Origin of the sequence: Pseudomonas gingeri, assembly GCF_013386165.1 — a bacterium.
GTDB lineage: Bacteria > Pseudomonadota > Gammaproteobacteria > Pseudomonadales > Pseudomonadaceae > Aquipseudomonas > Aquipseudomonas gingeri_C.
Map to the genome: position 1 here is coordinate 431,960 of NZ_JACAOS010000022.1, position 20,173 is coordinate 452,132.

Sequence of the window (20,173 nt, forward strand, 5' to 3'; positions counted from 1 at the left end):
TTGATTGGCTCTTCCCCTGACCCCATGGTCACATTTCATTATGACATCATTGAGTGATGGTTCGGGAGTCAGGCCGGGAAGAACGACCCGGCTTGAATAATCTTTCATTATCGGTCTTATTCCAGGACCTTCTGTTGATTTCCATCAACTCGCAGGCCTAACGAAGCCCTGCTCAGGGCAGGGCTTCGTTAGGCCCGATTCATCAGTCTCTACCTTCAGCGCGAAGCCTTTATGCCATCGCCAACTGCACTACCTTGAAAATCACCATGCCCATGGCGATGACCAGATAGCCGCGCAGCACCCCCATCCAGATCCGATTGCGTTGTGACAGGATCATGGGCTTGAGCTTGCTCAGTGGCGGCATGCGCCATGAGTGCATCATCTCCTGGGTGAAGAGGGGCGTTTTATCGGTCAGGCCCGCCTTGTCCACGGCTTCGCGGGCATGCAGCACGTTGACCGCAATGGCGATGACCAGGCCCACGACACCGCCACCAATCAGGATATCGGTGATGGTTTCACCGGACATGTCCGGGAAGGCCACGGCGGAGGTCAGCACCACCGACAACAGCACGAGTATAGCGACGATGACTGCGGTCACTACATTGGTGAAGCGCTTGTTGACCCAGGGGCCGAGGACTTCCTTGTCATTGCACAGCAGCAGCAGGAACACCGTGGCGCTGGGCAGCAACACGCCGGCCAGGGTTTGTACCGCGTTGGTCAGCAGGCCCAGCGGTACGCCGGGGATCAGCACCAGAGCGGCTGCGACGGCGATCAGGCCGCAGTACATCAGGTAGAAGCCCTTGGCATCGCCGGGTTTGCGGTGCAGCGAATGTTTCAGGTTCAGGACATCGCCCAGGGCGTAAGCGGTCGAAAGCGACACCGCCATGGCGCCGATGATACTGGCGTCGATCAGTGCGACCGCGAACAGCACGCCCGGTAGACGGCCGTGGTACTTGGCGATGCCGGCTGCGATGGCGCCAGCGTCGGTGAAGTTGCCGAACTCCGGATTACCGGCGAAGACCTGTGCGGTGAAGGCAATCATCGCCACCGCACCGATCACCACCAGGGCGATGCCCAGCCACAGGTCGGCGCGTTCGTATTTGATGAAGCGTGGGGTGATGCGTTTGTCGATCACATAGCTTTGCTGGAAGAACAACTGCCAGGGCGCCACGGTGGTGCCGACGATCCCGATGATCAGCAACAACACATCCGACAGCTTGCCGTCAGCCGGCAGTTGCGGAATGAAGAAGTCATGGGCGACCTGGGTCATCGGTGGGTGAATCATCAGGAAGATCGGCACCAGCAGCAGGCTGCCGAAGACCAGGACCAGGGCGAACCGTTCGAAACGTCGGAAGTTGCCCGTGCACGCTGCCAGCATGATGAACACGGCTGCCAGGCAAACGCCGGCGACCTTGGGCACCCCGAGGAAATCCATCCCCAGGCTGATGCCGATGAACTCGGTGACGATGGTCAGTGCGTTGAGGATAAACAGGTCGATGGCACTGAACGCGCCCCAGAACTTGCCGAAGCGATCGAGGATCAGGCGGGCATGGCCGACACCGGTTACCACACCCAGGCGCAGGACCATCTCCTGGTTGACGTAGAGCACCGGGATCAGCAGGGCCAGGGTCCATAGCAGCAGCGTGCCGTAGTTCTGGCCGGCCTGGCCGTAGGTGCTGAACGCCCCGGCGTCGTTGTCGCCGACCATCACGATCAGGCCTGGGCCGAGGATCGCCATCAGGGTTTTGAGACGCTGCGCCCAGCCGTTGCGGGGGGCGATATCGTCATGGCGAATGGTGCCGAAGGCTCCGCGGATATCGCCGATATGGGCGCTGTCGAGGACAGCGGATTCTGCATTCAAGTTGGACATAGTGAGTTCCTCCAAAGCGTGGCGTTGGCAGCCGCTTTCGGTTCCCATTGGACAGACGTGCACGGGTCTTCCTTCTCCTGGCCACAAACCGTGGGCGTTGTTGGAGACGAAATGACAGGCATTCCTGGCGTTATGGGAAACGCAATAAATTGGGTTGTTCAACCGCTGACCGAGGCCGGTCCGGGTTGTTTGGAGGTCACACTGAAGGGAACTGCGTAAAGCGCGGGGCGTTCGAGCGGGGGGAGATCAACCAGGGTCAGTCCTACCTGCCAGGTGGCACCATTCCAGTCAGTGTGACCGGCCTACTAGAGCTGGGGTCCATGGGAGTTCTCCGTGGTTATTTCGGCGAATGTAACAAAATGTGAGAGAAAATGGCGAGTGTAAATTTATGAAATTTTTATCGATGCTCTAGCCCGGTGTGCGAAGGGCGGAGAATGCAATTTATCAGATGATGGCCAATAGCCATGCTACTCTCGATCCAGCAGCTACATATCCGCATGCAAGGCAGTGAGTGTAAAAATGGACTCTTTACTCGCGTGGATGTTGTTTTTATTACCGTTGGTGGGTTCTGCCATTCAACGGTGCATGCGACAAACCAGCCCTTCAGCACAACTCTTTTCTCTGTTTGAACCGTTCAGGTCTTCCGTGATCCACGGAGCCTTTCGGCTGCCTCCTGCAAACACAAGTAAAACAACAACGCCCGCACCGCGGGTTCTTTTGCACATGGAGAGATCATGAAGACATCGCCCAACGGTATCGCAGTGCTGAAGTATTTTGAGAGTTGCCGGCTGACGGCGTACCCGGACCCGGCCAGCGGCGGCGCGCCGTGGACGATTGGTTGGGGGCATACCGGTCCCGAAGTGACCCCCGGGCTGGTGTGGACCCAGGAGCAGGCTGATTCGCAACTGACCAGCGACCTTGTATCGCGGGAGCAGGCCGTCTCCAAAGCGGTCACCGTGCCGCTGACACAGGGCCAGTTCGACGCGCTGGTGGACTTTGTCTACAACCTGGGCGCCGGAAACTTCCAGACCTCGACGCTCCTGAGCCTGATCAATGCCGAGGACATGGCGGGGGCGGTTGAGCAGTTCGCGCGTTGGAACAAGGCTGGCGGCAAGGTGATGGCTGGTCTGACACGTCGTCGCGCCGCCGAGGCTGCTCTGTTCACTGGCAGTAGCGGGGCGGATGCCATTGCTGCGGGGGTTGCGGCGGCATAAGCCGGTCCTGAGCATTGTGTTCCTGCCCGGTCGAAAGCCACCGCCGACGGCCGGGTTCAGGGACTGTCACCAGGCTTCAGATCCTCGCAATATCTGCGTCAATGTGATCAGTCCGAGGCACTGGTGGTTTCGGAAATTATTTCTAACGAGACGGCAGTGGATGGGTAGTTGGAGGATTGCTAGCCTTTGATCATTGCAGTCGCCTTTCGGTCTTGTCATCAGGCGGCGACCACTCGTGGAGATAGAGATATGGCCATCAACTTCAGAACGCTTCGCCTGGTTTGCTCGGGTGCCCTCGTGGGCGTCGCTGTTGCCGGGATCCTGGGTGTCGATACCTCCTCTCTCGTTGCATTCTTTGGTTTTGCCGCAATCGGTGCGGGATCGACGCTCATTGCAATCAAATCACTCGCGATTATCTGACGGTGGTACCGGCGCTCGTTGCAGAGCTGACCCTCGATGCGTGGACTGTCATCATCGGATTCAGCGCTGTAGTGCTCCGCTATTTCATGCAGCGCCTGAGTATCAGAAAGGACGAATGTGTCGTGGCGTTCCTCAACGGTGCGACCCTTGTCCCATTTGTTGTCCTGGTGACATCGGCTTTCAGCCCCGATCTTTTGGAGCTGGCGCTGACGACCAAAGGGGCCATGGCACTTGCGGGCGGTGTGGGTATTTTTTCGGTGCTAGGGGAGGTCATAGCGCCCAAGGACCTCAGGCGTAACGGGAAGTTTGCCATCGCTACACGGGGTGCCGAGGATTCGAGCTAAATAGAGTGCCCGTTCAATCAGATACACGCCTCAAGGGCGCAGCGCTCCCCGTGCTCACACAAGGAATGCTACGCCCCTAGTGGGCAGCGTTACTTGACGTCTGGCCACTCCTTGAGCGCCCAGTCAGCGAACTGTTTGGCTCGACGTTGGATCTGCGCCTTGTCCCAATTTCTCGCCAGGGCGACCTTCTGGGTGATTTTCCAGTTCGAGCCTTTTATATGGACCTTTTTATTGGCCCAGTCCTGGTCCTTGATTCTGCCGTTTTGCCCTTCAGTCAACGGCACAAGATTGCCGATGGTATGCAGGAGGGCCTTGTGTTCTTCCTTGGTAAACAAGGTCGACCATTTGGCATTCAGGCTTTGCGGCAGCACGTGCTCCACGGTGAAGTCATCGGTTGCGTTGTCATAGCCATTCTCCTTGTTGTAGTGGAGCTCACTCTGGATCAGCAGGTACTTGGTGATTTTCCTCGAGTACATGTCCCCGCTTCGCAGGGTTTCCCGAATGTGCTGATCGTTAGGGCAACGTGTGGTGCCGGTGAGCAGTTTTTCCTTGAGCTTTTTCGGGTCGGCACCGGCTTTACCCCACAGGCCTTTGAACACGGAGTGCAGGCCCGTGGGTTCCAGGCCCACGACGGCACGACGAACCAGGAATGATTCGACGATCGACAAGCACTGCAGCGTGTGGCTTTTGGCGGCTGTTCCTTCACGGGATGCATTTAGCAGCTCCACGATGTATGGCCAGGTGACGGTGGTTTTCGGCATCAGGCTGAATCGATGAGCGCGCTCCCCGACTTCTTTGCTGATACCCCTCAGTGGCGCGTATTTTACCAAGGCACAATAAAGGTCTGCGTACCGGCTCATTTCCGAGACGATGGCCCCCGGATCAATACCGAACCAGGCCTTCTGCAGCTCGGGAAAGGCCCTGGACTTAGAGACAGATCCATTGAACTTTATGAAAGAATAAGTGGTGATGTATTGATCAAAAGAATTTTCCGGGAAAGCTTTTTCAAAAGGCTTCCAGGTGGACTCATAAAACTTGTTCAGGTCGCCCCGGTTTTTGTCTGTGACACGGGAAATGATATCGTTCCTGATCAGGTCTGACAGCGACAGTTTGACGCCCTCATAATTCAGCTTCGAGAATACGCTGTTGGCGTCGTCCGTGGCGTCGAGGGTGACTTGAATAAAGACGATTTTAGACAGGAGGCGCTCCTGAAAGTACTCGATTTTCTTTTTTAAAATACGTCCTGTCTCGCTGAAAAAATCTTCATCGAATTGCCGCTTGATGTTTTCCCATTGATTTGAAATACCCCGGCGGCTGGAGTGTTCATCGATACTTTCCTCTTTGAAGTTCCATTCAATACAGGTGATTTCGGATTGTAGAATATTAAATAGCTGCCGACGGTCCTGGACGGTAGGCAGGAGCTTTGGCATGCCCGCATGGCGGCCCGCAGAGAAGGACAAATAGGTCTGCGCGAGCGTCAGCGCATCTTCGTCCATGCCGCCCTTGAGATAGGACCAGACCAGGCCGCAGATGAGCAGATAAATGGTGGTCAGGCGTTGCTGGCCATCGATGATCAGGTATTCATTAGGCGATTGGTTACCGCCTTTTTTACCAAAGTCCTGGACAACGGTGGCACCAATGAATTGCTCTGGGTTTTCGTCGCCAGAGCTTTCTATGTCTTCCAGCAATGCCTGTAATGGTTCATTTCCCCAAACATAGTATCGCTGGTACACCGGTGCGGAGTACCGAACGGAACCATCGAAGGTTTCGTGAACACTAATTTTGTCAGGGTTTTTCATTTTAGAGAGGCTCAAAAAAGTGAGTAGCCACTGGGCGGGACTCTGATGGAGCAGAGAGCGTCTGATACAGTCGGGCGATAGCTGTTTGAAAGGCACACGGTGACGACTGTAAATTTTAACAATTCACAACGGTCAAATCGGTGTCATTAATTTTTTGAGTAAGCCTTTACTGGGACATGCCCAATCTCAAGTGTGCAGTGCTTGTCGCCTGTCTATGCGGAGTGAGTTGGAGGACTCACCCGGCAGACCTTTCAGTCACGGCTTCAAGGCGTCGCATTGGGCGCGCAGATCACTGTTGGAGATGGACAGGCAACTGCCATGGCCGGTCTTGGCGTAGCAATAGTTGCGCTGGTCACTGTTGGAGATCGCACCACAGCTGCCCTTGCTGGTTTCCGCTTCGCAGATATTGCGCAAGTCGCCGTTGGAGATCGCAAGGCAGCTGCCATGACCCGACTTGGCGTAGCAATAGTCACGCTGGTCGCTGTCGGAAATCGCGCCACAACTGCCGTTGCCGGTTTCTGCATCGCAGGTATGGCGCAGGTCGCTGTTGGAGATCGAACCACAGCTCTCCTTACCTAACTTGGCATAGCAATAGTGGCGTTGGTCGCTGTCGCCGATGCTGTTGCAGCCGGCATAAGCGTAACCACTCAGCATCAACAGCATTGCAATGACGATTCTCATCACACCCTTCCATGATTTGCCAGGGAACAGCCCGGCACTGCTGGGGCCAATATGCTTCAGCGCTATAAGGGCGCTATCAAATTGACACCACCACAGGGGAAAGTTCCCTTACATGTAAGAGAAAAATGTGTGAGTGACCTTGCGTGGCCTCACGGGCACGGTCGGAGAAGCGACCCTGTCTACAGCAGGGTTTGACCGGCTCCGCGCGGCATGGCAATCAGCCGTTCGCGTACCGACAAGTTGTGCACAGTGCAAGGCACTCGCGCAGGCGCCGCGCTTGCATATGCCGAGGCGAGTATGTTCAGATGCAAACACGAAATGTTACATTATAACGTATCTCAATTTACTCAAACGAAGCTTGATCCTTGACCATGTCTGATCCGTTCCGCTCATCCCTTATGGCGCGTGCTTCAATTTCCCGCCTGGCCGCCATCGTCGCAGTGCTTGCTTGTCTCTGGCTGGCGATCTTCTGGGCAGTGGCGCTGCCATGACCTTGCCCGCCATCAGGCTCGACAACGTGACCGTGGCTTACGAGCGCCATCCGGCCGTTCATCACCTGTCGGGGGGGTTCACACCGGGCAGCCTGACGGCAATCGTCGGGCCTAACGGCGCCGGAAAATCCACGCTGCTCAAGGCGGTGATGGGGGAACTGCCCTTATCGAGCGGATCCATCGATCGCGGCGGCCTGACGGCCAGGGACTTTGGCTATCTTCCCCAGGCCGCTGAAATCGACCGCCATTTCCCGCTGACCGTGGCCGATACGGTCATGCTGGGAGCCTGGCGCGAGACGGGGGCCTTTGGCGGCATCAGCGCCGCGGCTGCCGACCGGGGCCGCCAAGCCTTGGTGACAGTTGGGCTCGGCGGTTTCGAACGGCGCTCGATCGGGGCGCTGTCGGCCGGTCAGTTCCAGCGTGTCCTGTTCGCCCGGCTGCTGCTGCAGGACACCCGCGTCATCATCCTCGATGAGCCGTTCACCGCCATCGATGCCCGCACGACAGCGGATCTCCTGCGCGTGGTGCAGAACTGGCACGCCGACGGCCGCACGGTGATCGCCGTCCTCCATGACTTCGATCAGGTCCGGGCACATTTCCCGCAAACGCTGCTGATCGCGCGGCAAGCGGTGGAATGGGGAGAGACCGCAGAGGCTCTATCTTCCGCCAACCTTTTGCGTGCCCGGGCCATGGCCGAGAACTGGGAGGAGTTGGCTCCGATTTGCGACGACAAGGGAGCGGGGGACGTATGACACTCTATTCAGCCCTGATCGCCCCCTTTGTCGAATACGGCTTCATGCGCCGTGCCTTGGTCGCGTCCTTTTCCCTTGGCCTGAGTTCCGGTCCCGTGGGGGTCCTGCTCTTGCTACGACGCATGAGCCTGGTGGGTGATGCCATGAGCCATGCCGTACTGCCTGGCGCCGCTATCGGTTTCCTGATCGCTGGCGGTCTTTCGCTGCCGGCCATGGGTCTGGGTGGACTGATCGCAGGGCTCTCGGTCGCCATTCTTTCCGGGATCGTCAGCCGCACCACCTCTCTGCGCGAGGATGCGAGCTTCGCCAGTTTCTACCTGGCCTCGTTGGCGCTTGGGGTACTGATCGTCTCCCTGCGCGGCTCCAATATCGACCTGCTCCACGTGCTTTTCGGCACCATCCTGGCCATCGACGCCAGCGCGTTGACCCTGGTTGGCAGCATCTCTTCGTTGACGCTGGTCATCCTGGCCCTGGTCTATCGTCCGCTGGTCGCCGAGTGCTTCGATCCTGGATTCCTGAGGGCTGTAGGCGGTCGTGGTCAGCTTTATCACCTGCTGTTCCTGTTCCTGGTGGTGATCAATCTGGTCGCCGGTTTCCAGGCGCTCGGCACCCTGATGGCCGTGGGGCTCATGATGCTGCCGGCCGCCATCGCCCAGCTCTGGGCGCGCACCCTGCCGTTCATGGTGTTGATCGCCGCCGTCGTCGCCAGCCTCTCGGGCCTGATAGGTCTGATCGTGTCGTTCCATCTCGGGTTTGCCTCTGGGCCGACGATCATCCTGGTCGCCAGCATCTTTTACGCGTTCTCGCTGCTCATCGCTCCATCCGGAGTATTTCGACGCCTGTTCCCACGGTCACACCTCCGAGGCTGATCCCTCGCTTAAGGAAACTTCCATGAAACTGTTGAAACCATTATCGGGCTGCTTTGTTGCTGTTGCTCTCGGGGCAAGTATCGCTCCTGCTTCGGCCAAGACACTCGAGGCTGTTGCGAGCTTTACCGTGCTGGCGGACGTGGTGAGCCAGGTCGGCGGTAATCATGTCCACGTCAACAGCCTGGTCCCGCCTAATGGCGATCCTCACGAGTTCGAGCCTTCGCCGAGTGACGCGAAAATGCTGAAGTCCGCCGACGTCACCTTTGTCAGCGGCGAGGGCCTGGAGGGATGGTTCGAGCGCCTGGTCAAGGCCTCCGGCTATCAAGGCTCGCCCGTCGTCGTCTCCACCGGTATCAAGACCCGGGAAATGGAAGAGGATGGCAAGACCATCACCGATCCACATGTGTGGAACAGCGCTGCCAACGTGGTTGTCTGGGTCTCCAACATCGAGAAGGCACTCAGTGCCGCCGATCCGGAAGATGCGGCCGACTTCAAGGCCAATGCGGCGCGCTACACCAAGGAGGTGGAGGATCTCAACGCCTATGCACACACCAAGATCAACGCTATTCCCGTGGCCAAGCGCAAAGTGCTGACCAGCCACGATGCCTTCAGCTATTTCGGCCAGGAATACGGTGTCACCTTCTTGTCGCCGCAGGGCATTTCGACGGAAACAGAAGCCTCTGCTGCCGATGTGGCGAAGCTGATCGACCAGATCAAGAAAGAGCAGGTGAAGGTCTACTTCTTCGAGAACTCCAATGATGCCCGTCTGGTCCAGCAGATCGCCAAGGCAACGAACGCCCAGCCGGGCGGCGAGCTCTATGTAGAGGCGCTCTCACCGGCCGACGGGCCGGCACCGACTTATGCCAAGATGTTCCGCTACAACGTGGATAAAATCACGGCGGCCATGGCCAAATAAGCTGCGGTTGACCGGCTTCGACTCTGTCGGCAGAAAGACTAACGGCCACCTTTGGGTGGCCGTTTTTTTTTGCGTCAGCATGCATGATCGATGCACATCACGGATTTGCCAATTTGCTCACGGGCTTCAATACGGGCATGAATCGCTTGCACCTCGTCCATCGTGTAATGGCCCTCGATATCGATGCTCAGGAAGCCTTCAAGGATCTCCGCAAAAACCGTATCGGCGCGACGCTGTACAGTTGGGCCGTCGCTCATGTGATCGGCCAGCCGTGGGCGGGTCAAAAACAGTGAGCCGGCTTCTCCAAGCTCGATAGGGTCGAGGTCGGTAATCGAGCCTGAAACGTTGCCATAGTTGATGATCAATCCGCGGGTTCGGCAGGCTCTGAAGCTGTCACGCAGTGTGCTTTTGCCCACCGAATCAAACACCACATCGACGCCTTTGCCCTGCGTGGCCTCATGGATGCGTTCGGCGAAACGGCCCCCGTCGTACAGCAGGGTTTGATCAGCGCCGCGCTGCATGGCAATTGCACATTTTTGCTCGGTACTACCGGTGGTGAATACGGTTGCCCCGCGACGCTTGGCCATCTGTATCAACAACTGGCCAATGCTGCCCGAAGCCGCATGAATCAGGCAGGTACTGCCGGGGTGCAACTGGGCAATGTCTTCAACCAGGTAGTGAGCCGTGGCCCCTTGGAAGATCGCGGCGGCTGCCAGGTCGAAAGGAATCGCGTCCGGAATTTTTGCGACCCGCGCTGCGGGCACGCTGGCGTATTGCGCATAACTGCCCCAGGAGATGCACCAGGCGACGCGGTCACCGGGCACCAGGTGATGGACATCCTCGCCCACCTCGACGATTTCACCGGATCCTTCCATACCCAAGGTGCAAGGCAAACGCACCGGATAGGTCGTGGAGGAGGCGTATTTACCCTGGCGAGTGTGCACGTCCATGAAGTTGATGCCCGCGCAGGCGACTTTGACCACGACGTGGCCGGGAGTCGATTTGGGCATTGGCAGATCAGTGCGGATTTGCACGACGTCGGGACCGCCGTAACTTTCAATCATGATGCCTTTCATTGCGTGATGACTCCGTTTTTGCGGCGCGTCGCCATTCGGGTTTCATCCATGGTAAAACTCATTGCCCGGATCGATAACTCCCAAATAATTCCCATCATGCGTTCGGAAATAACCCGATGTTCGATTGGCAGGATCTTTATTTCTTCACCGTTCTAGCACGGACTGAATCCTTGTCGGCGGCTGCCCGCGAGCTGCAAGTGGAGCATGCGACGGTCGGGCGGCGGATAGACGCCCTTGAGAAGTCTCTTGGTCTGCGCTTGGTAGATCGGTTGCCGAGGAGCCGACCGTTGACCGAGGATGGACGTGCCTTGAGTCGCATAACCGCGGCCATGGCGGGTATTGCTACCGAGGTGCAGCAATTGTCCCGTGTTGCCTCGATTGAGATCGCCGGGACGGTCAGGGTCAGCGCGCCGCCGTCCATCGCCATCCATTGCATTGCACCGCGTATCGCGGTGTTGCGCGAGCAGCATCCGAAGCTGAATGTTGTCTTGCTGCCGTCGTTGTCCATGGCGGCGCTGGACAAAGGTGAGTCCGATATCGCCTTGCGCACGGTGCGCCCCGAGGAGGACGCACTGGTACGAAGAAAAATCGGTGCCGTGCGGTTCGCGCTGTATGGGAGCTCTGAGTTCTGCGAGCGGCCGGCCGAGCAATGGAGTTTTATTGCCTATGATGAAAGCCGCGACCACCTTCCCCAACAAGCTTGGCTTCACCAGATCCGCCGGCATCGCCCCGTGGTGTTTTCGGCCAGCGATCTGATGTCCCAGCAAATGGCCGCCCGATTTGGCGTGGGGGCTGTCGTGCTGCCGACCACGCTGGGCGACAATGATCCCGCGCTTCGGCGGCTGTCAGTGGACAGTGAGGCACCGGTTCGAGATCTCTGGTTGACGGTCTATCCGGATCTGCGTCGCTCGCCGTCGGTCAAGGTGGTGATGGACTTTCTGGTTGAGTGTGTCCAGCAAGAGCCGCGGCTGTGTTGTTAGTCGAGCGTTCTGGTATTGCCCCCTAAACCAACTCACTGGGGCAGACTGCGCCGGGAATGCTTACCTGGCTAAAAGAGTAGCCACCTGTATTGCATAGATCGTTCATGAATTTTCCCTTTGAGGTTTAAAGGGTTTCGTTCGCGACGATGATTTCAATGGTCACGCCAGCCGCCAGCGCTACCCAAAGCTGGGTATCGTTGCCGTCATTGCGGGCATTGAGTTGGTATTCGATGTTGTGGGATTTCAAGCGCCCGAGCAGTGCGGTCCATTCGTCGAGATCGGCAACTCGTACTGCTATATGGTCGATGCGAGGGGACATTTTTCCTGCAGGTAATGTGAGGGTGGCCTGCGTCAAATGAATCACTGGCCGGCCTGCGCTATACAGCCAGTACCCAGGTACCCGAAAATCCGGACGGGGCCCTGTTGTGAATCCCAGCACGTCAGTAAAAAAGCGAACTGTCCTGTCGAGGTCCGGCGTGACGATGTTTGCGTGATCCAGATGCATAGGGATGCCTAGCTCTTTCGATGAAGTGGCTCCATTGTGCAAAGAGGGGGGCGGATCTGAAAATTGGCCTGGCATTTGATGGATTATCAAAGTATTTGGAAATATCACTGTTTCCAGGCCAAAGGCGTTGGCAGCCTGTCCTGGCAGCAGGACTGCAGGAGCTCCCGCAGTTTTTGCAGCGCCGGACCACATCGGCATCCGATAGCCGCAGACGCCGTGTCGAGCGGACGAACAGGCGGGCGTCCAACTCCCGCTCCAGCCGCTGGATGCAACTGCTGGCCAGGGAGGACGTGAGGTCCATCTGTCCGGTTGCGGCAGGAAAACTGCCAGCCTCAGCGGTCTGAACGAAAACCTGAAGATCGTCGAGTCGTAGCATCTTCGTCAAAATCCAGAAAGTGTTTGCTCGTTGCGGCTGTTTTTCTATTTTTTGCTGGAAATGAAAATAGTATGACATTCACTACCGAGAGCATTCTCATGAAGGGGTTTCGTTCTGTCCTGTTTGTCCTAATTGCAGGCAAGCCAACATGAATAAGCCGATTCGTCTGGGCTACATCAACCTGTCCTTTCATCAAGCCAGCGCAGCGGTGGTCCAGGCGATCCTGGAGCGCGAAGGCCATGAAGTCATCGTGTCGGCCTTTGCGCATGAAGAGATGTTCCGCCGCTTCGGCGAGGGCGAGGTGGACTTTCTGGTGAGCGCCTGGTTGCCGGACAGCCACGGTGCCTACCTCAAACCCTTGGTAGACGCCACTCGCAAGCTGGGTGTGCTCTACCAACCCTACTGCATCTGGGGCGTGCCGGACTATGTGCCCGAATCAGCGGTGAGTGAGATCGCCGACCTGCTCAAGCCCGATGTACTGGCGCGTATGGATCGTACTCTGCAAGGTATCAATCCGGGCGCAGGCATCAGCCGCTTTTCTCAGTCCATGGTGCAGGCCTATGGGCTGGCCCAGGCGGGATACCATTTCCAACCGGGCAGCGAGGCAGCGTGCTTCGACGGCTACGAGCAGGCGGTGAGCGAGGAACGCTGGTTAGTGGTGCCGTTGTGGCACCCCCAGTATCTGCATCATCGATATCGCATCCGTGCCTTGCATGAGCCTTTGGGGCTGTTGGGCGGTGCGGACGACGCCACATTGCTGATACGCCGCGACGCCGAGCCACGGTTGAGTACGCAGACCCTGGCGATTCTGGCTGACCTGCACCTGGGCAACGCCGTGGTTACCCGGATTGATCATGCTATCCGCAAGGAGGGGGTGGACTCCATGGCTGCGGCGCGCGAGTGGCTGGCCGAGCAGATCCGGCAGCCTTCGGGTATCAGGTTAGACAAGGGGCTTGTCTAGACGGCCATCTCCCGAGAGGCCTGCTCAAATCGCTCCAGCAGAAAGTCCAGCAGCGCCCGCACCCGTGGTGCGAGATAACGGCTACGCGGGTACAGTGCGTGTACTGGCGCCTCCACTGATTGCCACTCTGGCAGCAGCAGGCTTAGGCGCCCGGCCGCAAGATCGGCGCTCACGTCCCAGATCGACTTCAGGACAATACCGTGGCCTGCGATGGCCCATTGGCGTGCCAAGGCGCCGTCGTTGGTTTCGCGGGCGGCGTCCAGAGGCACCTTGAACAGCACCTCTTCCTTGCCTCGGTGCAAGCGCCACTCGGTAGACCAGCCGGACTGGCCTGCAACGATGTGATCAAACTCACCCAACTGCTCCGGATGCTCGGGCGTGCCCTTGCGTTGCAGGTAGCTTGGCGCGGCACACAGCACACGTCGATTGGCTGCCAGGGGCCGCGCGATCAGGGAGCTGTCCGGTGGCACACCAAAGCGGATCACCAGGTCGACGTCATCACTCACCAGGTGTGACAGCGAATCGGACAGTAGCAACGCCGGAACCACTTGCGGATAGCGTTCTGTAAACGCGTCGAGCCAAGGGCTGAGCACATGGCGACCAAAGTCCGAGGTGGCCGAGAGGCGAATCTTGCCGCGAATTTCCTTCTTTTCCACCGACAGTGCTGCGCGGGCATCATCCAACGCTTGCAGCGCCTGACGGCAGTGTTGCAGGTACAACCGACCCTCGTCGGTCAGCCGTAATTGTCGGGTGGTGCGTTCGAACAGTCGGGTGGCTAGAGAGGTTTCAAGCTTAAGCAGTCGCGCGCTGGCAGCAGCGGGCGACAGGCCCAGCTTGCGGCCGGCGGCGGACAGCCCGCCCAACTGTGCGGCTTCGACGAACAGACGAATATCACCCAGATTATCCATGACTATTCCAAAATATTTGAAAATCCATCAAAGGTTAACCCAATTATCAATCGTCATCCCTGATTGCACACTGAGCCCATCACATTTCATTGGCCCAGGAAATTTTCAGTATGACCACTCCCACGACACTGTTTACTCCCATTGCTTTTGCTGGCCTGAGCGCGCCTCATCGCGTGGTTATGGCTCCGATGACTCGGGCCCGCAGCAGCCAACCCGGTGATATTCCCAATGACCTCAATGCGCAGTATTACGCCCAGCGAGCTTCGGCAGCGCTGATCGTCACCGAGGCTGCGCAGATTTCCCCGCAAGGCAAAGGCTACTCGTTCACTCCCGGCATCCACAGTGAAGCTCAGGTTGAGGGTTGGCAGAAAGTGACCCAGGCGGTGCACGCCGAGGGTGGACGGATCTTCCTGCAACTGTGGCACGTCGGGCGCCTGTCCCATCCGGACTTCCACCAGGGTGAATTGCCGGTGGCGCCGTCTGCCGAGCCTTTCGAAGGACAAATCTGGAAGGTAGACCCGACCACCGGCCAGGGCGCCATGGTCGATTGCCCTGTCCCACGAGCGCTGACTCAGACGGAAATCGCCCAGATCGTCGAAGACTTTCGCCAGGCCGCAAGTCGGGCCATGCGCGCCGGCTTTGATGGCGTGGAGATCCACGGCGCCAATGGCTACCTGGTGGATCAGTTCTTACGTACCACTTCCAACACCCGTACTGATGAGTACGGCGGCTCGCGCAGCAATCGCCTGCGGTTTCTCAAGGAAGTCGTCGACGCTGTCAGCGACGAGATCGGTGCCGAACGCACGGCCATCCGCCTGGCCCCTTTTCTGACCGCTCGTGGCATGGCCTGCCCGGATATTCTGCCAACGATACTGGAGGCAGCCGAGTACCTGGAGGGCAAGGGTATTGGCTATCTGCACCTGGTGGAAGCCGACTGGGATGACGCCCCGGTGTTCACTGAATCGTTCCGTCAGGCGATTCGCGAACGTTTCAGCCATCCGATCATCGTCGCCGGCAACTACGACCGCGCCCGTGCCGAGTGGGTCATCGGCCAGGGTTATGCGGACCTGGTCGCTTTCGGCAGGCCCTTCGTAGGCAACCCTGATTTGCCCTTGCGTCTGGCGCAGGACCTGCCTCTGGCACCCCTTGACCACGGCACTCTGTTTGGCGGCACCTCCAAGGGCTATAGCGATTACCCTTTTATCTCCGCAGGAGAAACACCATGCGCTCGTTGATTCCTGGCCTGTTGACCGCCGCTTTTACGTTCACCATTTTGAGCTCGAACGCCATGGCTGCCGAACCTACCTTGGTCACCCCCAAAGTGCTGGTGGTTGAGCCCGGCGCCAAGCCGGCGCAAGTCCAGGCGCAAACCCTCGCTGCACTTCGTTATGCGACCTTCTGGTCCTCCGGCGATCCGGCTCTCGCGCGCGAAGCATTGGCAACGGACTTCATGGACCGCGCGTTGCCTGAAGGTCGGCCACAGGGCATTGCCGGCCCCTTGGCGGCCTCCAAGGCTTTCCATGTCGCCGTGCCGGACTTGAATTGTGAAGTGCAGCAGATGATCGTCAGTGGTGACCGGGTGGTGTCCCACCTGCGTTTCACCGGGCATTTCACCGGGACCTTCAATGGCGTGCAGGGCAAAGGACAAGCGGTAAACTTCATCGCCACCGACATCTACCGTATCGCGAATGGTCGGATCGCCGAAAACTGGCATCTGGAAGACAACCTGACGTTCCTGCAGCAGATCGGCGTTGTCGCTCGTTGATGGTGCAAAGGGTCTCGGGCGTTGATTTCCCTTGTCAGGTCAATCAGCGCTGGAGACCCGTTGGCACAGAGTTAGTTGAGGGTTGAGGCTCATCGCAACTGCGCCAGCTTCGCCTCCACAGCATCGTCAAAAATGATGTAGAGCGCTTCGATATCGGCTGGCCGCAAGCGCTTGGCGCTTTCCAAACCTCCGATCAGCTCAATCTGAATGGCCCTTTCCGCCTCCACGTCCGCGACGGTGCTGGTGGCATTGAAGGCCCGTACCAGGTCGTTGATAGGGTCCCGGATGGGTTTTGGAAGTCGTAACAGGTCTAGCTGTTCTTGTGGCATATCTTCCTTACCCTCAAGCGCGATGGCCAGCCCGGCGCCGATTAGCTGCCGTGTGGCACGCACTTCATATTCACTGCAAAGGCGGTCAACAGGCTGGCATGAGCGAGCCAGAACGATTCTTCCGGGCACAAAAAAGGCACTTTCGCGAATCGCTCAGTGCCTGATGTGTGTAGCGTGTTTGGTGGAGCCGGGGGGATTTGAACCCCCGTCCGCCAGTACTCCGCTGTCGGTACTACATGCGTAGCCGTGTCTATTGAGTTAACCCGCAGCGACCCGACGGGCAGGGTGCTTTGGGCGAGTTGTGTAAGTTTTAGCCGATTCGTCCACAACGTACTGCACGGCGATTCTGTTCTATATGACAATCATTTTGGGTTTACAGACATCCCCTAATGATTGCTGGCACCGAAGTAGCCAGGAGGAAGGCTAGCGCCGCTTACGCAGCGAGAGCTTGTTCCCCGTAATGGTCGTCATTGGCAACTATAAGTAGTTGCAACAGTGGATTTACGAGTTCTGTTACCAACTCGGCATGCACCTAGAGTTTCGCGACCGGCGTCGAATCCTAAACGGCCCCGTGCCTGCTGTACGTAACCAGCAGGCATGCACAGTGTACGCCAATCTGGCTCGCAAGGCCATCCCGCCGCGAGCCGCGTTTACTAGCCGCCTTTCTTGCTGTTCTGGATTTCCAGAATCGCCCGATCGGTGATGGCGACGCAGTCGTCAGTGCCTTTGTCGGTTTTTTGCGCCTCGGCGGCCTTCGCCTGCTGGACGCTGGTGTCGAGGTTGGCCTGCTGGCTGGTTCCCAACTCGGCCCTGGCGTTGCTCAGGGTCAGCAGATTGACCTGGCATTGATCCTTCGGCGAGGCAAACGAAGGCGCGGCGAGAACGGAAGCAGTGACGAATAGACCAAGCAGTACGGAACGGTTCATGAGTCTCTCCTTGATACCGAGGATCCAGGCATCGGTGGCCATCGCAACCGGCTGCCGAACATGGGCAACGGCCCCGTCTTTACGAGGCCTCCAGGAGGTTGACCGCGCCCCGTCGCCAGGGTTCTATTTTTTATCCGTGCGCCGCCTTGGCCCGGGTCACCCGGTCCACCAGGTACACCAGCCCGTGGTAGTCGATCCCGCCATGCTGGCTCAAGCCGATCTCACAGGTGCGACTGGTGGAGATCCCCTCATCGCAATACTGCACGGCATCCTTCAAGGTCCGCAGCGAGTGGGCATTCAGCTCCGGGGTGGTGAAACCCTTGTCGCCGGCAAAACCACAGCAGTGGATACCTTCGGGAATCACCACGTTGTGGCTGCAACGTCGGGCGAGGTCGATTAGGGCCTGGCTCTCACCCAGGTGCTGGGTGCTGCAGGTCACGTGCACAGCAATCGGTGCATCCTGCGGCGTGAATTCCAGCCGCTCCACCAGATGCGTACGAATGAAGCGCACCGGGTCGTAGAGGTCGAGGCGGGTATCGCCCAGGTCCTGAACCAGGCGCAAGGTGCACGGGCTGGTGTCGCAATAGATCGGGTCGAGACCGCCACGGCTGGCATGCAGCAACGCACCGATCAATTCCTGGCGCTTGTGTTCGGCCTGCTCGGCGTAGCCCTTGGAGGCGAACGGCTGGCCGCAGCAGAGCTGGTCGGTGTTGTCCGGAAACACGACCTGGTAACCGGCCTTTTCCAGCAGTCCGCGAGTCTTGTCCAGCAGCGACATCTGCTCCTTGTCACCTGCCGCCGGCCCCATCACCCGCGAGACGCAGGCGGCCAGATAGACCACCCGTGGTCGCTCGTCGTTGACCGCCGGACTGAAGCGCACCGCACGCTCCGGCTGCGGCATGGCGTTGGTCCATTGCGGCACGCGACCCTTGGACAAACGTGTCAGGCTCGACGACAGTTTCGCCAGGCGCGGTGCCCCCAGCAGCATGCGCGCGCCATTGGCGACATGCAGGGTAAAGCGCGTCCCTTGCAGGACCGTGGCGAAATGCGTGCCGAGCCAGTCAGCGGTTTTTCCGTGATCGGCGTGTTCGCCCCGCAGCTTTTTCACCAGCTCACCGGTGTTGATGCCCACCGGGCAACGTTGCGCACACAGCCCGGTCGCGGCGCAGGTGTCGATGCCCTGGTACTGATAGGCCGCCTCCAGTTCGGTGGTATCGACCCCGGCGCGTTTTTTCGCCTGGATATCCCGCCAGATCACGATCCGTTGGCGCGGGCTCAAGGTCAGTCCCTTCGACGGACAGACCGGCTCGCAGAAACCGCACTCGATGCATTTGTCGACGATCTCGTCGGCGGCCGGCAACGGCTTGAGGTGCTTGAGGTGAATCTGCGGGTCGTCGCTGAGCACCACGTCCGGGTTGAGAATACCCAGGGGGTCGAGCAGGCGCTTGATGGCCCACATCAACTGGTAGGCATCGTGGCCCCATTCCAGTTCGACAAAGGGCGCCATGTTGCGACCGGTGCCGTGCTCGGCCTTGAGCGAGCCGCCGAACTCGACGGCCACCAACTGCGCGACGTCGTCCATGAACGCCTGGTAACGGGATACTTCGGCAGGGTTGTTGAAACCCTGGGTGAAGACGAAGTGCAGATTGCCTTCCAGGGCGTGGCCGAACAGGATCGCTTCGTCGTAGTGGTGTTTGTCGAACAGCGCGATCAGGCGGTTGACGCCGATGGCCAGTTGTTCGACCGGGAAGGTCACGTCCTCGATGATCACCGTGGTGCCGGTCTTGCGCACGGCGCCGACGGCGGGAAAGGTGTCTTTGCGGATCGCCCAGAGCCGGGCGTTTTCGGTGGGGTCTTCGGTGAAGTCGACCTGTTTTTCCACCGGGAACGAGGCCAGCGACGCCATGATCTGCAGCAGTTGCTCCTGCAACAGTGACGACGAGGCTGCACGGGATTCGATCAGCAGGGCACAGGCAGCGTCGGAGAGTTCGCGCACGAAGGCCGGCATGCCCGGTTTGTCCTGAACCGAGCGCAGGCTGCGTCGGTCGAGCAGCTCGACGGCGGACACCGGCTGGCTTTTCAGCACTGTGACGGCGGTGCAGCAGGTCTCCACATCGGGGAAGACGATCAGCGCCGAGGCCTTGTTCGGGTGGTCGATCACGGTGTCGTAGGTCACCGCGCTGATAAACCCCAGTGTGCCTTCCGAGCCCACCAGCAAATGGCTGAGAATCTCCAGCGGCTCATCGAAATCCACCAGAGCGTTGAGGGACAGGCCGGTGGTGTTTTTCAGCCGGTACTTGTGGCGGATCTTCGCCGCCAGCTCGCTGTTGGCGCGGGTTTCCCGAGCCAGCGCGGCGAGCTGCTGGAGCAGCGGGCCATGGCTCTGGCGAAAGGCTGTGACACTGGCCGCATCCTCGGTGTCCAGGCGACTGCCGTCGGCCAGGATCAGGCGCATGCCGGCCAGGGTGTGATAGGTGTTCTGCGCAGTGCCGCAGCACATGCCGCTGGCGTTGTTGGCGACGATACCGCCGATCTTGCAGGCATTGATCGAGGCCGGGTCCGGGCCGATTTTGCGCCCGAACGGCGCCAGCCAGGCGTTGGCCTGGGCGCCGATAACACCGGGTTGCAGGCGGATCTGCGTGCCCTGATCGCGAATCTCGCGGCCGTTCCAGTGGTCGCCGAGGACGATCAGCACCGAGTCGCTGATGGCCTGGCCCGACAGGCTGGTGCCGGCGGCGCGGAAGGTCACCGGCACCTGGTCGCGGCTCGCCAGCTTGAGCAGGGCCACTACTTCGTCTTCGGATTCGACGCGGATCACCAGCTTGGGAATCAGCCGGTAGAAGCTGGCATCGGTGCCGAAGGCCAGGGTCGAGAGCGGATCGTCGAAACGGCGCTCGCGGGGGATCAGGCGTTCGACCGCTTGGAGGAACGGGTGGGGCAGGCTCATGCAAACTCCTCACGGGGTCGTGGCATCTGGTGCGCTACGTGCCC

General features: G+C 59.1%; 20 protein-coding genes and 1 other RNA gene. 10 read left to right on the forward strand and 11 right to left on the reverse strand.

Going from position 1 to position 20,173, the window contains the following annotated elements:
• Positions 1 to 229: 229 nt before the first annotated feature.
• Entirely contained in the window at positions 230 to 1,870 is a 1,641-nt protein-coding gene (locus tag HX866_RS29500) for an NRAMP family divalent metal transporter (RefSeq protein ID WP_177102769.1), read from the reverse strand.
• A 734-nt stretch (positions 1,871 to 2,604) separates the two neighbouring features.
• On the opposite strand from HX866_RS29500, the gene HX866_RS29505 reads away from it, so the two are divergent.
• The 3 genes from HX866_RS29505 to HX866_RS29515 all read left to right on the forward strand — a co-directional run bounded on the left by HX866_RS29505 (position 2,605) and on the right by HX866_RS29515 (position 3,848).
• A complete protein-coding gene (locus tag HX866_RS29505) occupies positions 2,605 to 3,084 on the forward strand; it encodes a lysozyme (protein WP_177090380.1) in 480 nt (159 codons plus the stop codon).
• Between the two features lie 249 nt (positions 3,085 to 3,333).
• On the forward strand, positions 3,334 to 3,504 hold the full coding sequence (locus HX866_RS29510) for a hypothetical protein (protein ID WP_177140965.1): 171 nt from the start codon (positions 3,334 to 3,336) through the stop codon (positions 3,502 to 3,504).
• Positions 3,505 to 3,506: 2 nt separating this feature from the next.
• Positions 3,507 to 3,848 carry a hypothetical protein gene (locus tag HX866_RS29515; RefSeq protein WP_177090376.1) on the forward strand — a complete coding sequence of 114 codons (342 nt, stop codon included), beginning with the start codon at positions 3,507 to 3,509 and terminating at the stop codon, positions 3,846 to 3,848.
• A gap of 89 nt (positions 3,849 to 3,937) precedes the next feature.
• Here HX866_RS29515 and HX866_RS29520 read toward each other — a convergent pair whose 3' ends face one another.
• Positions 3,938 to 5,647 (reverse strand): DUF262 domain-containing protein, encoded by a 1,710-nt coding sequence (locus HX866_RS29520; RefSeq protein WP_177140966.1) that lies wholly within the window; start codon positions 5,645 to 5,647, stop codon positions 3,938 to 3,940.
• Positions 5,648 to 5,902: 255 nt separating this feature from the next.
• Positions 5,903 to 6,328: a hypothetical protein gene (locus HX866_RS29525; protein ID WP_177090372.1), complete on the reverse strand. Its 426-nt coding sequence runs from the start codon at positions 6,326 to 6,328 to the stop codon at positions 5,903 to 5,905.
• 487 nt (positions 6,329 to 6,815) lie between these two features.
• On the opposite strand from HX866_RS29525, the gene HX866_RS29530 reads away from it, so the two are divergent.
• Genes HX866_RS29530 through HX866_RS29540 form a run of 3 tightly spaced genes read left to right on the forward strand, consistent with a single transcriptional unit; the run spans position 6,816 to position 9,356 of the window.
• A complete protein-coding gene (locus tag HX866_RS29530) occupies positions 6,816 to 7,571 on the forward strand; it encodes a metal ABC transporter ATP-binding protein (RefSeq protein WP_177140967.1) in 756 nt (251 codons plus the stop codon).
• On the forward strand, positions 7,568 to 8,440 hold the full coding sequence (locus HX866_RS29535) for a metal ABC transporter permease (protein ID WP_177090368.1): 873 nt from the start codon (positions 7,568 to 7,570) through the stop codon (positions 8,438 to 8,440). The genes HX866_RS29530 and HX866_RS29535 overlap by 4 nt, the downstream gene beginning before the upstream one ends.
• A 22-nt stretch (positions 8,441 to 8,462) precedes the next feature.
• Positions 8,463 to 9,356, forward strand: a complete 894-nt coding sequence (locus HX866_RS29540) for a metal ABC transporter substrate-binding protein (RefSeq protein ID WP_177090366.1) — start codon at positions 8,463 to 8,465, stop codon at positions 9,354 to 9,356.
• Positions 9,357 to 9,430: 74 nt separating this feature from the next.
• Here the strand turns inward: HX866_RS29540 and HX866_RS29545 are convergent, their stop codons facing one another.
• Positions 9,431 to 10,420 carry a quinone oxidoreductase family protein gene (locus tag HX866_RS29545; protein WP_371319296.1) on the reverse strand — a complete coding sequence of 330 codons (990 nt, stop codon included), beginning with the start codon at positions 10,418 to 10,420 and terminating at the stop codon, positions 9,431 to 9,433.
• A 128-nt stretch (positions 10,421 to 10,548) separates the two neighbouring features.
• On the opposite strand from HX866_RS29545, the gene HX866_RS29550 reads away from it, so the two are divergent.
• The gene (locus HX866_RS29550; RefSeq protein ID WP_177124160.1) at positions 10,549 to 11,412 is read left to right on the forward strand and encodes a LysR family transcriptional regulator; all 864 of its coding nucleotides are present in this window, start codon (positions 10,549 to 10,551) and stop codon (positions 11,410 to 11,412) included.
• A gap of 124 nt (positions 11,413 to 11,536) precedes the next feature.
• Here the strand turns inward: HX866_RS29550 and HX866_RS29555 are convergent, their stop codons facing one another.
• Complete coding sequence (locus HX866_RS29555; RefSeq protein ID WP_177102753.1) at positions 11,537 to 11,917, reverse strand: VOC family protein; 381 nt, start codon at positions 11,915 to 11,917, stop codon at positions 11,537 to 11,539.
• Complete coding sequence (locus HX866_RS29560) at positions 11,853 to 12,371, reverse strand: helix-turn-helix domain-containing protein (RefSeq protein ID WP_371319297.1); 519 nt, start codon at positions 12,369 to 12,371, stop codon at positions 11,853 to 11,855. The genes HX866_RS29555 and HX866_RS29560 overlap by 65 nt, the downstream gene beginning before the upstream one ends.
• Before the next feature lie 70 nt (positions 12,372 to 12,441).
• On the opposite strand from HX866_RS29560, the gene HX866_RS29565 reads away from it, so the two are divergent.
• Positions 12,442 to 13,254, forward strand: a complete 813-nt coding sequence (locus HX866_RS29565; RefSeq protein ID WP_177140969.1) for a glycine betaine ABC transporter substrate-binding protein — start codon at positions 12,442 to 12,444, stop codon at positions 13,252 to 13,254.
• On the opposite strand, the gene HX866_RS29570 is transcribed toward HX866_RS29565, so the two are convergent.
• Positions 13,251 to 14,162 carry a LysR family transcriptional regulator gene (locus HX866_RS29570; RefSeq protein ID WP_177124157.1) on the reverse strand — a complete coding sequence of 304 codons (912 nt, stop codon included), beginning with the start codon at positions 14,160 to 14,162 and terminating at the stop codon, positions 13,251 to 13,253. The two genes, HX866_RS29565 and HX866_RS29570, sit on opposite strands and share 4 nt — an antisense overlap.
• 110 nt (positions 14,163 to 14,272) lie before the next feature.
• Here HX866_RS29570 and HX866_RS29575 point away from each other — a divergent pair, with 110 nt between their 5' ends.
• On the forward strand, positions 14,273 to 15,397 hold the full coding sequence (locus HX866_RS29575) for an alkene reductase (RefSeq protein WP_177140970.1): 1,125 nt from the start codon (positions 14,273 to 14,275) through the stop codon (positions 15,395 to 15,397).
• Positions 15,385 to 15,927, forward strand: coding sequence for an ester cyclase (locus tag HX866_RS29580; protein ID WP_177140971.1), 543 nt, complete (start codon positions 15,385 to 15,387; stop codon positions 15,925 to 15,927). Before HX866_RS29575 ends, HX866_RS29580 begins: the two co-directional genes overlap by 13 nt.
• An 89-nt stretch (positions 15,928 to 16,016) precedes the next feature.
• Here HX866_RS29580 and HX866_RS29585 read toward each other — a convergent pair whose 3' ends face one another.
• From HX866_RS29585 to HX866_RS29600, 4 genes are all read right to left on the reverse strand, one after another.
• Entirely contained in the window at positions 16,017 to 16,256 is a 240-nt protein-coding gene (locus tag HX866_RS29585) for a hypothetical protein (RefSeq protein WP_177140994.1), read from the reverse strand.
• 179 nt (positions 16,257 to 16,435) lie between these two features.
• Positions 16,436 to 16,827, reverse strand: a transfer-messenger RNA (tmRNA) gene (gene ssrA / locus HX866_RS29590).
• An 82-nt stretch (positions 16,828 to 16,909) separates the two neighbouring features.
• Complete coding sequence (locus HX866_RS29595) at positions 16,910 to 17,182, reverse strand: hypothetical protein (RefSeq protein WP_177090330.1); 273 nt, start codon at positions 17,180 to 17,182, stop codon at positions 16,910 to 16,912.
• 130 nt (positions 17,183 to 17,312) lie between these two features.
• Positions 17,313 to 20,129 carry an FAD-binding and (Fe-S)-binding domain-containing protein gene (locus HX866_RS29600; RefSeq protein WP_177140972.1) on the reverse strand — a complete coding sequence of 939 codons (2,817 nt, stop codon included), beginning with the start codon at positions 20,127 to 20,129 and terminating at the stop codon, positions 17,313 to 17,315.
• Positions 20,130 to 20,173 lie beyond the last annotated feature (44 nt).

Coding starts and splice junctions, on each gene's coding strand:
- HX866_RS29510 (WP_177140965.1), top strand. CDS start 3,334: ATGGCCATCAACTTCAGAACGCTTCGCCTGGTTTGCTCGGGTGCCCTC.
- HX866_RS29560 (WP_371319297.1), bottom strand. CDS start 12,371: ATGTCATACTATTTTCATTTCCAGCAAAAAATAGAAAAACAGCCGCAA.
- HX866_RS29550 (WP_177124160.1), top strand. CDS start 10,549: ATGTTCGATTGGCAGGATCTTTATTTCTTCACCGTTCTAGCACGGACT.
- HX866_RS29555 (WP_177102753.1), bottom strand. CDS start 11,917: ATGCATCTGGATCACGCAAACATCGTCACGCCGGACCTCGACAGGACA.
- HX866_RS29575 (WP_177140970.1), top strand. CDS start 14,273: ATGACCACTCCCACGACACTGTTTACTCCCATTGCTTTTGCTGGCCTG.
- HX866_RS29545 (WP_371319296.1), bottom strand. CDS start 10,420: ATGATTGAAAGTTACGGCGGTCCCGACGTCGTGCAAATCCGCACTGAT.
- HX866_RS29520 (WP_177140966.1), bottom strand. CDS start 5,647: ATGAAAAACCCTGACAAAATTAGTGTTCACGAAACCTTCGATGGTTCC.
- HX866_RS29585 (WP_177140994.1), bottom strand. CDS start 16,256: ATGCCACAAGAACAGCTAGACCTGTTACGACTTCCAAAACCCATCCGG.
- HX866_RS29580 (WP_177140971.1), top strand. CDS start 15,385: ATGCGCTCGTTGATTCCTGGCCTGTTGACCGCCGCTTTTACGTTCACC.
- HX866_RS29530 (WP_177140967.1), top strand. CDS start 6,816: ATGACCTTGCCCGCCATCAGGCTCGACAACGTGACCGTGGCTTACGAG.
- HX866_RS29595 (WP_177090330.1), bottom strand. CDS start 17,182: ATGAACCGTTCCGTACTGCTTGGTCTATTCGTCACTGCTTCCGTTCTC.
- HX866_RS29565 (WP_177140969.1), top strand. CDS start 12,442: ATGAATAAGCCGATTCGTCTGGGCTACATCAACCTGTCCTTTCATCAA.
- HX866_RS29525 (WP_177090372.1), bottom strand. CDS start 6,328: ATGAGAATCGTCATTGCAATGCTGTTGATGCTGAGTGGTTACGCTTAT.
- HX866_RS29535 (WP_177090368.1), top strand. CDS start 7,568: ATGACACTCTATTCAGCCCTGATCGCCCCCTTTGTCGAATACGGCTTC.
- HX866_RS29570 (WP_177124157.1), bottom strand. CDS start 14,162: ATGGATAATCTGGGTGATATTCGTCTGTTCGTCGAAGCCGCACAGTTG.
- HX866_RS29600 (WP_177140972.1), bottom strand. CDS start 20,129: ATGAGCCTGCCCCACCCGTTCCTCCAAGCGGTCGAACGCCTGATCCCC.
- HX866_RS29505 (WP_177090380.1), top strand. CDS start 2,605: ATGAAGACATCGCCCAACGGTATCGCAGTGCTGAAGTATTTTGAGAGT.
- HX866_RS29500 (WP_177102769.1), bottom strand. CDS start 1,870: ATGTCCAACTTGAATGCAGAATCCGCTGTCCTCGACAGCGCCCATATC.
- HX866_RS29540 (WP_177090366.1), top strand. CDS start 8,463: ATGAAACTGTTGAAACCATTATCGGGCTGCTTTGTTGCTGTTGCTCTC.